A 13,134-nucleotide genomic window follows, 5' to 3' on the forward strand; every position below is an offset into this window, starting at 1 on the left:
CAGGCGCAAACCGCGCCGGTCAGTCGCCGAGTTCGCGGCGGGCGGCAGCGACACCGAGGAGCCAGCCAGCGATCGCGATGGCCGAGGTCACTGCCGCCATCGCGATGAGCGCCGCGACGGAGAACGCGAGCGGGAGGCGCCCGGCGACAGCGAAGGGGAGGAGGGCGGCAGCCGCTGCCGCCGCGGCAGCGCCGCCCAGCACGAGGTACGGCCCGCCGTGCCGATGGACGGCGCGCCACCGTTCATCGCTGGAGAGGGTGTAGGGCGTGCGGATGCCGGCGACGTGCTGCCGCGGCAGCTTGCCGGTCAACCCGCGCCAGCCGACCCAGGCGACGACGATGCCGCCGACGAACACGATGAGAAACGCGAACCACATGGATGAGGCCTACTTCGCGCCCGCGCCTTCGACGGCGGCGATGGCGGCTTCCAGGATCTCGGCCGCGCGGTCGACCTCGTCGTCGGAAACGTTGAGCGGGGGCATGAGGCGGACGGCGTTGGGGCGGACGTTGTTCACGAGCAGGCCGCGCCGGCGCGCCTCATCGACGACCTCGGCAGAGCAATCGCGGGCGAGGCCCACGGCGAGGAGCATCCCCCGGCCGCGGACGCCGGTGACGAGCGGGTGGCGGTCTTCGATCGCCTGGAGCCGGTCGATGAGCCGCTGCGACCGCTCCCGGGCGGCCTCGAGAAAGCCCGGTGCCATGACTTCGCGGAGGGTTGCGACGGCCGCGGCGGCCGCGAGGGCGTTGCCGCCGAACGTGCTGCCGTGGTCGCCTTTCACGAAGTGGGCGGCCACGTCGTCGCGGGCGAGGATGGCCCCGATGGGGACGCCGCCGGCGAGGCCTTTTGCGAGCGCCATGATGTCGGGGCGGACGCCGTCGTGCTGGAAGGCGAAGAGAGTGCCGGTGCGGCCGATGCCCGTCTGCACCTCGTCGAAAATGAGGAGGAGGCCCTGGCGGTCGCACCATTCGCGGAGGCCGGCGAGGTAGCCCGGCGCGGGCATGTTGACGCCGCCTTCGCCCTGGATGGGCTCGACCATGACGGCAACGGTCTGGCCGCCCGTGGCCGCTCGAACGGCATCGAGGTCGTTCCATGGGACGATGCGGAAACCGGGCACGAGCGGTTCGAACGGCTCGCGGTAGCGGGCGTTCCCGGTCGCGGAGAGCGAGCCCATGGTGCGGCCATGGAAGCTGTCGGTGGTGGTGATGACTTCGAAGGCGCCGTCGCGAACGTCGCGGCCCCAGCGGCGGGCGAGCTTGATCGCGGCTTCGACGGCTTCCGTGCCGGAGTTGCAGAAGAACGCGCGGTCGAGCCCCGACGCTTCGACGAGAGTTCGCGCGAGCTCGATCATCGGTGTCGAGTAGAAGAGGTTGGACGTGTGGATGACGCGGGCCGCCTGCTCGCTGATGGCGCGGACGACGGCAGGGTGGCTGTGGCCGAGGACGTTGACCGCGACGCCGCCGACGAAGTCGAGGTACTCGTTGCCCTCGGTGTCCCAGGCGCGGGTGCCGGAGCCCCGTTCGATGACGACCGGCTGGCGGCCGTAGTTCTGGAAGAGGTAGCGGTGTTCTTCGGCGATCCAGTCGGTCATCGGGGCCTCCTGCGGGCATGGTACGGCCTGCGGCGGGCCCGGTGAACCGAGCTCAGGAGAAGGGAGCGCGCTGCAGGAGGATGGCCTGGCTGCCGGGGGCATCGACAGCCGGGTCGCGGTGCCACGTGTCGTCGTGAAGCCGCCAGCCCTGGCGCGCGTCGTTCAGCTGCAGCTCGAGGAGGTCCAGCAGCTGCGCACGGTGTTCCGGCGACCGCACGGGCGCGAGCACCTCGATGCGCTCGTCGAGGTTCCGCTTCATGAGGTCGGCGCTGCCGATGAAGAACTCGGGCTCGCCGTCGTTATGGAAATAGTAGATGCGCGCATGCTCGAGGAAGCGGCCGATGATGCTGACGACGCGGACGCTGTCCGAGAGGCCGGGAAGCCCCGGGCGAAGCCGGCAGATGCCACGGATGACGAGGTCGACCTGGACACCGGCCTGCGATGCTTCGTAGAGCAGGCGCGTGCATTCGAAATCTTCGAGCGCGTTCATCTTGAAGATGACGCGGGCGGGCCGGCCGGCGCGGGCGTGCGCGATTTCGCGCCGGATGCGCTCGGTGACGGCGCTGCGCAGGTTCGAGGGGGCGGCGAGGACGACGTCGGTCCGGAACTGTTCGCCGTAGCCGGTGAGGAGATTGAAGATGCGGAGGATGTCGCCGCAGATGCCGGGGTCGGCGGTGAAGAGGCCGAGGTCGGTGTAGACGCGCGCAGTGCGCGAGTTGTAGTTGCCGGTGCCGATGTGGGCGTACATGGTGACGCCGTTCGCTTCCTCGCGGACCACGAGGCAGATTTTCGAGTGGATTTTCAGGTCGGGCTGGCCGTAGGCGACGTGGACGCCGGCGGCCTCCAGCTTCCTCGCCCAGAGGATGTTGTTCGCCTCGTCGAAGCGGGCGGTCAGCTCGACGAGCACGGCGACCTGCTTGCCCCGGCCGGCGGCGTCGATGAGCGCTTCGAGGATCGGCGAGTCGGGCGAGGTGCGGTACATGGTGGCCTTGATGGCGAGCACGGCCGGGTCTTCGGAGGCTTCTTCGACGAACCGGACGACGGTCTGGTCGAAGGATTCGTACGGGTGGTGGACGAGGAGGTCGCGCTCGCGGATGGTCGCGAAGAATTCCGGGGCGTCGCCCGTGCCGGCGAACGCGGTTGGCACCGCCGGGGTGAACGGGGCATCGCGGAGCGGCGCGAGGTCGAGGCTCGCGATCTGGAAGAGGTCGTGCAGGCCGAGGGGGCCGGCCGAACGGTAGACGTCGCGTTCGCTGACCTGGAGCTCTTCGAGCAGGAGCTCCATCCGGGCCGGGGGCAGCTCGCCGGTGATTTCGATCGAGACGGCCTCGGCGAGCCGCCGGCGCCGGAGGGCGCTCTCGATGAGCTCGAGGAGGTCATCGGCCTCTTCGCCGGGCGCGCCCGTCTCGGCGCTGCGGAGCACGCGCAGCTCCTGCCACTCGGTCACCTCCATGCCCGGGAAGAGCATGTCGAAGTGGGCCGCGATGAGGTCTTCGAGGAGGACGAAGCGGAGGTTGCCAGCGTCGACGAAGCGGGGCCGGTTCGGGGGAATCTTGACGCGTGCGAAGCGGTCCTGCCCGGTCGATGGGTGGCGGACGTTGAGGGCGAGCGACAGCGAACCGCCCGAGATGAACGGGAACGGGTGGGCCGGGTCGACGACGAGCGGCGTCAGGACGGGAAAGATGGAGCGTTCGAAGTACTCGCGCAGCCGCTGGCGGGCCGGCTCTTCGAGGTCGTCGAAGCGCACGATCTGGATGCCGTGGGCGGCGAGTTCGGGCAGGAGTTCGGTGCGCCAGACCTCTTCGGCGCGGGCGCGCATCCGGTGGCAGCGGTCGATGACGAGGTCGTACTGCTCGGCGATGGTGAGGCCGTCGACCGTGCGGGTCCGGGCATCGGTCGCGAGCATGCGCTTCAGCCAGCCGACGCGCTTGGCGAAGAACTCGTCGAGGTTGCTGGCGGTTATGGCGAGGAACTTGACGCGTTCGAGGAGCAGGTTGCGGGGGTCGCTCGCCTCGACGAGGACGCGCTGGTTGAATTCGAGCCAGCTGAGCTCACGGTTGAGGTAGAGCGCAGGGTCGTCGAGATCCCACGGCGCCGGGGGCGTTACGGGAGCAGGCTGCGGTGCGGACCCCGGGACCGGCGGAGATTCGGTGCCTTCCATGGTGACTCGCGGTTCCCCAACAGTACCACGGAAGGATAGCCGGAAGTGTTAAGGCCGTCAGGGAGTGACGAGCGTGCCGGCCCCGTCGAGCGCGCGCAGGGCGCCTGGCTGGCGCCCGTCGACGATTTGGGCTTCGACCCCGAGCGACACCGCGTGCAGGCAGGATTCGACCTTCGGGATCATCCCGCCGGAGATGGTGCCATCGGCGATGAGCGCGCGGGCGCGGGCGGCGTCGAGGACGGGGATGCGCTGGCCCGCGGCATCGCGGACGCCGTCGACGTCGGTGAGGTAGACGAGGCGCCGGGCGCCGAGCGCGGCGGCGATGTTCCCGGCGACGACGTCGGCGTTGACGTTGACGAGCTGGTCGGCGGGCTCGCGCGGCACGCAGCCGATGGGGCCGATGACCGGGACGATGCCCGCTGCGAGGAGGGCCTCCACCGGCGCGGAGTTCACGCGGACGGGTTCGCCGACGAAGCCGAGTGACGGATCGGCGAGCCGACATTCGAGCAGGCGGGCATCGGCACCGGAGAGGCCGACCGCGCGCGCCCCGGCGGCATCGATGGCGGCCACGATGCGCTTGTTCACGAGCCCGGCGAAGACGGCCACGACGACCGGGAGGACGCGATCGTCGGTCACGCGGAGGCCGCGTTCGAAACGGGAGGGAATCTGCATCGCTTCGAGCCAGCGGCTCGCTTCGGCGCCGCCGCCGTGGACCACGACGGGCACGTCGCCGGCCGCCGCGAGCGCCGCGATGTCGGCGTAGGTGGTATCGGTCGAGCCGAGCGTGCTCCCGCCGATCTTGATGACGAACGTGCCGGTGCTCACGTGTGGTAGTCCGCGTTGATGGCGACGTACTCGGCCGAGAGGTCGCAGCCCCAGCCGGTGGCCGCCTCGTTCCCGACACCGAGGTGCACGGCAACGGACACATCCGCGCCCCGCATGGCGGCCGACAGCGCGTCCGGGTCGAAGGCCGTCGGCCGGCCGCGTTCGTAGACGCGGGTGCCGCACAGGTCGATTGCGACGGCGGGTTCATCGAGCTGAACGCCGGAACGGCCGACGACGGCCGCGATGCGGCCCCAGTTGGGGTCGGCGCCGTGGATGGCGGACTTCAGCAGGTACGACGTGCTCAAGAGCCGGACGAGGCGGCGGGCCTCGTCGGCGGTGGCGGCGCCGGTCACGGTGAATTCGACGAGCTTCGTCGCGCCTTCGCCGTCGCGGGCGATCGCTTTTGCGAGGTGGATGCAGAGCGCCCGGAGCGCGGCCTCGAACTCGGCCGCGAGGGGATGGGCGGCGGTGATCGGCTCGCCGCCGGCTGCGCCGTTGGCGAAGACGACCGCCGTGTCACTCGGGCTCGTATCGCCGTCGACTGAGACGAGGTTGAACGAGTCGTCGACGGCGCGGCGGAAAACGGTTTCGAGGAAGCCGGGCTCTACCGGCGCATCGGTCGTGAGGAAGGCGAGCATCGTCGCCATGTCCGGGTGGATCATCCCGGAGCCTTTGCAGGCGCCGCCGATGGTATAGGGACCGAACTGCACGGCGCCGGTCTTCGGCCGGGTGTCGGTCGTCATGATGGCGCGGGCGAAGGCCGGACCGCCGGCCGGCGCGAGTTCGATGGCAGGCATGGCGGCGGCCAGCTTCTCCATCGGCAGGAAGTGGCCGATGACGCCCGTGCTGCAGACGAGCATCTCCTCTTCGGGAACGCCGGCGCGGGCGGCAGCGAGGCGGGCGAGTTCGTAGCCGTCGGCCATGCCGCGTTCGCCGGTGCTCGCGTTGGCGACGCCGGCGTTGACGACCACGCCGCGCGCGGGGCGGATGGCGAGCTTCGCCCGGTCGATGTCGACGGCGGCGGCATGGAGCCGGCTGCGGGTAAAGACGGCGGCCGTCGAACAGGGCCGTTCGGAGACGAGGATGGCGAGATCGAGCTTGCCCTCGCCGTAGGTCTTGACGCCTGCATAGGCGGCGCCGGCGAGGAAGCCGCGCGGCGAGGTGACGTGCCCGGCCGGGTCGACCTGCATCAGGGGTACACCGCCGGGAGCTGGAGGCCCGCGGCCTGGTCGAGGCCGAGCATGAGGTTCATGTTCTCGATGGCCTGGCCGGCGGCGCCCTTGCCGAGGTTGTCGAGGACGCTCGCGACGACGAGCATGCCGTTCCGGGCGTCGACGACGGGATGCACGAGACAGCGGTTCGTGCCGAGGGTGTGCTTCGTGTGCGGCGGGGCCGCTGTGACCGACGTGAACGGGGCACCGCGGTAGAACTCGCGGTAAAGGTCGGCGACCTCGGCCTGCGAGATATCGCGGGCGAGCGGCGCGTAGCAGGTGGCGTGGATGCCGCGCGTCATCGGCACGAGATGCGGGACGAAGGTGACACGGGGCTCAGCGCCGCCGCGGAGCGCGCCGAGCTCCTGCGCGATTTCGGGCTGGTGGTTGTGATTGGCGATCTTGTAGGCCGAAACGTCCTCGTTGACCTCGCTGTAGCCGAAGCCGCCGCCGCTTCCGCGCCCGGCGCCGGAGATGCCCGACTTGGCGTCGACCACGATGGAGGGCTCGATGATGCCGGCGTTCACAGCCGGGGCGAGCGCGAGGATGGCGGCAGCCGGGTAGCAGCCGGGGTTCGCGACGAGCCGCGCGGCGGCGATGCGGTCGCGGTTCAGCTCGGGGAGGCCGTAGACCGCCTCCGCGAGGAGGTCGGGCGCGGGGTGGGGCTGGCCGCCGCCCATCCACTGCTCGAACGCGCCCGGCGCCTTCAGCCGGAAGTCCGCTGCGATGTCGATCACCTTCACCCCGGCGCGGACGAACGGGGCGCAGGCCTTCGCGCTCTCGGCCGTCGGGAGCGAGGAGAAGATGACGTCGACGCTCTCCTCGATCGTTTCGGTGATGGGCAGGTCGGCGTAGAGGCCGAGCGAGGGGAAGGCGTCGCCGAGGCGCTGCCCGGCGAGCGAGCGGCCGGTGGCGGCGACGAGCTTCGCGGCCGGGTGGTTCCAGAGGAGGCGGGCGGCCTCCATGCCGGCGTAGCCGGTGACGTTGATGATGCCGACGCGGTAGGTCACGCGGGAATTGTTACGCGCCGGCGCGAACCGGACCAGCGATATCGAGCACGGCGGCGCCGTTCACCCGCCCTTCCTTCAGGGCGAGCAGCGCGTCGTTCGCGGCCTCGAGCGGGTAAAGGTCGTACTCGGTGCGGACCGGGATGCGGGCGGCAAGGTCGAGGAACTCGCGGGCGTCCTGCCGGGTGAAGTTGGCGACGCTGCGAAGGGAACGTTCCCACCAGAGGCGCTCGTAGGGGAACTCCGGCACGCGGTCGAGGTGGATGGCGTTGATGGCAACCGTGCCGCCGCGGTCGACCGCTTCGAGCGCCCGGACGACGACGTCGCCTGCGGGGGCGAAGGTGACCGCGGCGTCGAGGGGGACGGGCACGGGGTCGCTGTAGCTGCCGGCCCAGCGCGCGCCGAGGCGGAGCGCGCGCTCCTGCTCGGCGCGGGAGCGAGTGACGACGTAGACCTCGCAGCCCCAGTGGACGGCGACCTGGATGGCGAGCGACGCCGAGGCGCCGAAGCCGAAGAGGCCGAGCCGGCCGCCGGGCTCGATGCCGCTGACCCGCAGCGACCGGTAGCCGATGACGCCGCCGCAGAGGAGGGGCGCGGCATCGAGGTCGGCGAAGCCAGCGGGGAGCGGGAAGCAGAAGTCGGCGCGGGCGGTGATGAGCTCGGCGTAGCCGCCGTCGCGGTCCCAGCCGGTGAACTCGGCCCGCTCGCAGAGGTTTTCGCGGCCGGCGGCGCAGCGCGGGCAGACACCACACGCCCCGCCGAGCCAGGCCACGCCCGCACGGTCGCCGACCTTCCAGCCGGCCACGCCGTCGCCGATGGCCTCGACCCGGCCGACGACCTGGTGGCCCGGGGTGATCGGGAGGCGGCGCGCGGGAAGGTCGCCTTCGGCGAGCTGGAGGTCGGTCCGGCAGACGCCGCAGGCGGTGACGCGGAGGAGGAGTTCGCCGGGCCCCGGCTGCGGCGGCTCGACGGCGTCGATGCGGAGCGGCGCGCGTTCGGCAGGGGCGGGCTGGTGGAGGCGGGCGGCGCGCATGGTCAGGCGACGGGGGCCGGGCGGGCGCAGCCGATGATGTCGGCGATGCGGGCCACGCCTTCGGCGGCGCACCAGGCTTCGAGACCTTCGACGATGTCGAGGAGGGCGCGCGGGTTCGCGAAGGTGGCCGTTCCGACCTGGACAGCGGACGCGCCGGCCATGAGGAACTCGAGGGCGTCGCGCGCGGTCGCGATGCCGCCGCAGCCGATGACCGGGATGCGCACCGCGCCAGCGACGTCGTAGACGATGCGGAGCGCGATGGGCTTGATGGCCGGGCCGCTCAGGCCGCCGCGCGCGCGGGGAAGGACCGGGCGCCGGCGGTCGACATCGATGGCCATGCCGAGGACGGTGTTGATGGCGCAGATGGCTGCCGCACCTTCCGCCTCGCAGGCTTTCGCGAGGGCGACAGGGTCGGTGACGTTCGGGGTGAGCTTCACGATGACCGGGAGGTCGGTATTGCGGACGGCGGCGCGGGTCGCGCGGGCGGAGGCTTCGACGCTCTGGCCGATCTCCATGCCGCCGGTGTCGACGTTCGGGCAGCTGATGTTCAGCTCGAGGGCGGCGATGCCGGGCACGCCGTCGAGCATGCGCGCCATCTCGCCGAATTCGTCGATGGTGTCGCCGGCGACGTTGACGATGACCGGCGTTTCCCAGCGGGCCCACTGCGGCGCGAGATCGCGGATGCAGGCGTCGATGCCGACGTTCTGGAGGCCGATCGAGTTGAGCATGCCAGCGGGAGTCTCGGCGACGCGGGGCTGGCGGTTGCCGGCCCGTGGCTCCATGGTGACGCCCTTGGAGACGACCGCGCCGAGCCGGCGGATGCCTTCGGGGCCGAAGTGGTGCTCGAATTCGAAGCCCCAGCTGAAGGTGCCGCTCGCCGGCATGACGGGGTTGCGGAGGAGGAGGCCGCGCTTATGGCCGGGGGCGAGGTCGACGGAGAGGTCGGGTATCACGGGGACAGTGTACCGCGGCGAAACGCCGAAGGCCGGGCAAGTCGCCCGGCCCTCGATGCGTGTGCGGACCCCCGGCGTCAGGAATCGCTCGTGCGGCGGCCGCGGTACCGCGACCCGTTCAGGCTGAAGCTGTCGCTGTCCCAGAGGGGGTCTTCGGACGAGTTGCGGAAGTCGCGGACGATGCCGCAGCGCTTGCAGCGGCCGGTGCTGACGGCCCCGTTCGGGGTTTCGATGACCCAGTGGTGGCGGCAGAACGCCTGCCCGGCCTGTGCCGTCGTGGTCGAGGTCGATTCGGTCATGCAATCTCCGTTGCTGTGCTTACCGGTCGGTAATCCAGAGTATACCACCGACCGGGGGCGCGAAACCACGCTACGGCGTCACCCCGAAATGCGCGGTAAACGGGGCGCCGGTTTGGCCCCGCTCGTGAAACCGGGTACGATCGAACTGCAGCTGGCACCGGCCCGGCACGCGGGATGGCCGGACGCCGGGAACGCGCCGCCAGCATCGCAGAAAGGCACCCCGCGGATGAGCCCCGTTCCCACGATCGACCGCGACGCCGTCGTCGCAGCCCTCGAGGGCGTCAAAGACCCCGAACTCCACGCATCCATCGTCCGCCTCGGCATGGTGAAAGACCTCGCGATCGAGGGCGGCAAGGTGGCCCTGACGGTCGAGCTGACCACGCCAGCGTGTCCGCTCCGCGAGACCATCGAACAGGACGTGCGGGCGGCGCTGGCGGCCGTCCCGGGGGTCGAAGACGTGGCGATCACGTGGGGCGCGCAGGTGCGGGCGTCGAACCCGCGCGAAGGGCAGAAGCCGATCCCGGGCGTGCGGAACATCATCGCCGTGGCGTCGAACAAAGGCGGCGTCGGAAAGTCGACCGTGGCCTCGAACATCGCGGTGGCCCTCGCGAAGGCGGGTGCGAGCGTCGGGCTCATCGACGCGGATATCACCGGGCCGAATCTGCCGACGATGTTCGGGCTGCCTCCGGGTCTGCAGGCGGGGTCGAGCGAGGGGCTGAAGCCAGTCGAGCGGTACGGGGTGCGGGTCGTGTCGATCGGGTTCCTGCTGCCGCGGGGCACGCCGGTGGTGTGGCGGGGGCCGATGATCGGGAGCGCGGTGCGGCAGCTCCTGCACGATGTGCCGTGGGGCGATACCGACTATCTCGTGATCGACCTGCCGCCGGGGACGAGCGACGCCTCGATGAGCATGGCGCAGGACGCGCCGATCACCGGCGTCATCATCGTGTCGAGCCCGCAGGCGGTCTCGGTGGAAGACGCGATGAAAGCGGTGGCGATGTTCGAGAAGCTCGGCGTGCCGGTGTTCGGGATGGTCGAGAACCTGAGCTACTTCGTCGCGCCCGACACGGGGAAGCGGTACGACATCTTCGGTCACGGCGGGGCGCAGCAGGCGGCGGACGAGCTGGGTATCGACTTCCTCGGCGAAATCCCGATCGAGCCCGGGGTTCGCGAAGGCGCGGACCGCGGGGTGCCAGTCGTCTACGGCGCGCCGGATTCGGATTCGGCGCGCGCCTTCGACCGGATCGCCCGGAACGTGGCGGCCCGGATCAGTGTGTTGCAAAGGATGGGTGGGTAACCCCAAATCACCATGGCATTGAACATCTTCCCGCGGCGGGAACGTCCCGCCGCACCCGCGGCCGAACCGGCCGCACCGACTCCGCTCCCCGAACCGGCGCCTGAGGCGCTGGACGACCCGAAGCCGCGGCGGCGGCGCTCCTCCCGCAAGCCGGCGGCTGAAGCCACCACCGAAGTCACGCGCACCGAGGCGCCAGCTCCCGCAGCCCCCCCGGCTCCGGCCGAGGCAGCAGCCGAGCCGCCCCCGGCGCCGCGGCGCCGCCGGTCGCGGGTCGCGGCTATCGTCGAAGAGGTGTTGGGCCAGCCGCTGGAATCCGCCGCGCCGGCCGTTGCGGCCGCGCCCGCTCCGCCGCCTCCCCCCGCGCGCCCCGCGGCTGCAGCGAAGCGCGACAGTGTCGATGCGGCGGCGTCATCGAAAGCCGCGGCAGCGACTGCCGAGGCGGCAGCACCCTCGAAGAAGGAGCGGCCGACCCCTGCGCCGGTGCCGGCGGAGAAGCAGCTCAGCCAGCTCGCCCACGAGATTTCGACCCTGACGCGCACCCTCGAGACGCAGGCGGCCCAGCTCGCCCAGCTCGTCCGGGTGCAGGAGGACCTGGCGCGCCGGGTGGCCCACACGCCGGGGGCCGCGCCGGCTCCCGCGCCGCGCATCGGCGTGTTCGTCGACGCTGCGAACATCGAACTCGCGCTCGACCGGCTGAAGCACCGCGTGAACTGGCGGAAGTTGCTGGACTACCTCTCGGAGGGGCGCCAGCTCGTCCGGGCGGTGGCCTATTCGCCGGTGCACGAAGACCCGGGCGTGAGCCTCGAGACGCAGCGGTTCGCCGAGCCGTTCCTCGACAACGGGTTCCGCGTGGTCACGAAGCCGTTCAAGCGGTTCTCGGACGGGACCATCAAGGCGAACGTCGACATCGAAATGGCGCTCGACATCATGGAGATGCTCGACCGCCTCGACGTCGTCGTGCTGGTCTCCGGCGACGGTGATTTCGAGCGGCTCGTCGAGGTCGTCCAGGCCAAAGGCGTCCGGGTCGAAGTGGTGTCGGTCGGCAGCAGCACGGCCTCGAACCTGCGGCACGCCGCCGACCGCTTCATCGACATCCAGTCGATTCTTCAGAAGGTCCGGGCCTGAGCCTCCCCGGCTCAGGCCGGTTCGAACACCGGGATGGAGATGCCCGTCGACTGGTCGAGCCAGGCGACTTTCACCCGCTGGCCGATGTAGATGTCTTTCGTGGGGTCCTGCACCCCGACGATGTTCGTCAGGATGCGGAATCCCTCATCGAGGTCGACGTAAGCGACAGCGTACGGGCCGAGTTCGGCGAACGCCGGGTGGCGGTTCAGGCGGACGACGCTGAACGTGTAGACCGTGCCGAGGCCCTTCGACTCGCGCCACTCGAGGTTCGAGGAGCCGTTTTTCGGGTTGTGGCGGCGCGGAAAGAAGACGACGTCGCCGCTGTCGCGGTCGACCTGGTAGAGGAGGCGGTGCTCTTTCGTCGCCTCCCAGTAGGGCTGGGTGTCGGGCTCGGGGAAGCGGGGCTGCGGTCGGTCTGGCATGGTCAATCCCTCGCGAGGACGATGGTGCCGCCGGTGTGGCTGGTGGCGAGCATGCCGCCGTTGCCGTGGGCGACGGCGAGACGGGCATCGGGCACCTGCGACGTCGATTCGCCGCGGAGCTGGCGGGTGGCTTCGATGAGGAGGAAGATGCCGCGCATGCCGGGGTGGTTCGAGCTGAGGCCGCCGCCGTCGGTATTGAGCGCGGGCTTCAGGGGGCTATCGAAGCGGAGGCGCTGCTCGGAGACGAAGGCGCCGCCTTCGCCCTTCTTGCAGAAGCCGAGGTCTTCGAGCATCACGAGCACGGTAATCGTGAACGAGTCGTAGATCATCGCGACGTCGATCTCGTCGGGGCGAACGTCAGCCTCGGCCCAGGCGCGGGGCGCGGACTGTGCAGCAGCGCTCACCGTGATGTCTGACCCGTTCTCCGAGTAGCTGGTGGCTTCGCCCGAGCCGATGATCCAGACGGGCTTCTTGCGGCAGTCGCGGGCCACCTCCGGAGCGGCGATGACGACGGCACCGCCGCCGTCGGAGACCATGCAGCAGTCGAGGAGGTGGAGCGGGTCGGCGATCATCCGCGAATTGAGGACGTCCTCGACGGTGATCTCGCGGATGTCCTGGAATTCGAGGTCGGTCATCGCCTGGACCGCTTGCGGGTTGCGCATCGCGTGGGCGCGGGTTGCGACGGCGATGCGCGCGAGCTGTTCGCTCGTGGTGCCGTACTGGTGCATGTGCCGCCGGGCGACCATCGCGTAGTTCGAGATAAGCGTCATACCGTAGGGGTCGGTCATGTTCGAGAGCGGGCTCGGCGCGCCGGCCCCGCCCCCGCCCATCGTGCCGATGCGGCGGGCGTCGCTGTGGGCGGTCGAGCCGTAGGTGAGGAGCGCAACCTTGCAGCGGCCGGCGGCGATGTCGCGCTTCGCGTGGGCGGCATGGAACTCGTAGGAGCTGCCGCCGACCGCGGTGGTGTCGATGACGTTCGGCCGGAAGCCGAAGTACTCGGCGAGGCTGAGGCCGGCCATCCCGGCGCCGTCCTGGGCGTCGTAGAGGCCGTCGACGTCCTTCCAGCTGAGGCCGGCGTCTTCGAGGGCGCGCGCGGCGCATTCGGCCTTGATCTGGAGGGGCGTCACGCCGGGTGCTTTCCGTTTGGGGTACTCGTAGATCCCGACGATGGCGGCATCGCGCCGCTGGGTGGGCATGCAGCTGCTCCTGTCTGCGA

At 70.8% G+C, this 13,134-nt stretch carries 13 protein-coding genes; 2 read left to right on the forward strand and 11 right to left on the reverse strand.

Annotated features, from left to right (window positions below; all coding sequences use genetic code 11):
* Positions 1–19 precede the first annotated feature (19 nt).
* The 9 genes from N2041_RS05500 to N2041_RS05540 form a co-directional block, all read right to left on the reverse strand.
* Positions 20–376 (reverse strand): SdpI family protein, encoded by a 357-nt coding sequence (locus N2041_RS05500; RefSeq protein WP_297676636.1) that lies wholly within the window; start codon positions 374–376, stop codon positions 20–22.
* Between the two features lie 9 nt (positions 377–385).
* Positions 386–1,588: an acetylornithine transaminase gene (locus N2041_RS05505; protein WP_297676637.1), complete on the reverse strand. Its 1,203-nt coding sequence runs from the start codon at positions 1,586–1,588 to the stop codon at positions 386–388.
* Positions 1,589–1,640: 52 nt separating this feature from the next.
* The gene (gene ppk1 / locus N2041_RS05510) at positions 1,641–3,749 is read right to left on the reverse strand and encodes a polyphosphate kinase 1 (RefSeq protein WP_297676638.1); all 2,109 of its coding nucleotides are present in this window, start codon (positions 3,747–3,749) and stop codon (positions 1,641–1,643) included.
* Between the two features lie 57 nt (positions 3,750–3,806).
* Positions 3,807–4,574, reverse strand: coding sequence for an acetylglutamate kinase (gene argB, locus N2041_RS05515; RefSeq protein ID WP_297676639.1), 768 nt, complete (start codon positions 4,572–4,574; stop codon positions 3,807–3,809).
* Positions 4,571–5,764, reverse strand: coding sequence for a bifunctional glutamate N-acetyltransferase/amino-acid acetyltransferase ArgJ (gene argJ, locus N2041_RS05520; RefSeq protein WP_297676640.1), 1,194 nt, complete (start codon positions 5,762–5,764; stop codon positions 4,571–4,573). The genes argB and argJ overlap by 4 nt, the downstream gene beginning before the upstream one ends.
* Complete coding sequence (gene argC, locus N2041_RS05525; protein ID WP_297676641.1) at positions 5,764–6,795, reverse strand: N-acetyl-gamma-glutamyl-phosphate reductase; 1,032 nt, start codon at positions 6,793–6,795, stop codon at positions 5,764–5,766. Before argC ends, argJ begins: the two co-directional genes overlap by 1 nt.
* 10 nt (positions 6,796–6,805) lie before the next feature.
* Positions 6,806–7,825 (reverse strand): zinc-dependent alcohol dehydrogenase family protein, encoded by a 1,020-nt coding sequence (locus N2041_RS05530; protein WP_297676642.1) that lies wholly within the window; start codon positions 7,823–7,825, stop codon positions 6,806–6,808.
* 2 nt (positions 7,826–7,827) lie between these two features.
* Positions 7,828–8,778, reverse strand: a complete 951-nt coding sequence (locus N2041_RS05535) for a dihydroorotate dehydrogenase (protein WP_297676643.1) — start codon at positions 8,776–8,778, stop codon at positions 7,828–7,830.
* A gap of 77 nt (positions 8,779–8,855) precedes the next feature.
* Positions 8,856–9,077: a hypothetical protein gene (locus N2041_RS05540; protein WP_297676644.1), complete on the reverse strand. Its 222-nt coding sequence runs from the start codon at positions 9,075–9,077 to the stop codon at positions 8,856–8,858.
* 226 nt (positions 9,078–9,303) lie between these two features.
* On the opposite strand from N2041_RS05540, the gene N2041_RS05545 reads away from it, so the two are divergent.
* Entirely contained in the window at positions 9,304–10,371 is a 1,068-nt protein-coding gene (locus N2041_RS05545) for an Mrp/NBP35 family ATP-binding protein (protein WP_297676646.1), read from the forward strand.
* A gap of 12 nt (positions 10,372–10,383) precedes the next feature.
* Positions 10,384–11,496, forward strand: coding sequence for an NYN domain-containing protein (locus N2041_RS05550; protein ID WP_297676648.1), 1,113 nt, complete (start codon positions 10,384–10,386; stop codon positions 11,494–11,496).
* Between the two features lie 11 nt (positions 11,497–11,507).
* On the opposite strand, the gene N2041_RS05555 is transcribed toward N2041_RS05550, so the two are convergent.
* Together N2041_RS05555 and N2041_RS05560 are read right to left on the reverse strand one after the other, a co-directional pair.
* Positions 11,508–11,918, reverse strand: coding sequence for an OB-fold domain-containing protein (locus tag N2041_RS05555; protein WP_297676650.1), 411 nt, complete (start codon positions 11,916–11,918; stop codon positions 11,508–11,510).
* Positions 11,919–11,920: 2 nt separating this feature from the next.
* A complete protein-coding gene (locus N2041_RS05560; RefSeq protein ID WP_297676652.1) occupies positions 11,921–13,114 on the reverse strand; it encodes a hypothetical protein in 1,194 nt (397 codons plus the stop codon).
* Between the last annotated feature and the right edge of the window lie 20 nt (positions 13,115–13,134).

It is taken from the genome of Tepidiforma sp. (genome assembly GCF_026419595.1).
In the GTDB taxonomy this organism is placed as follows: Bacteria; Chloroflexota; Dehalococcoidia; order Tepidiformales; family Tepidiformaceae; genus Tepidiforma.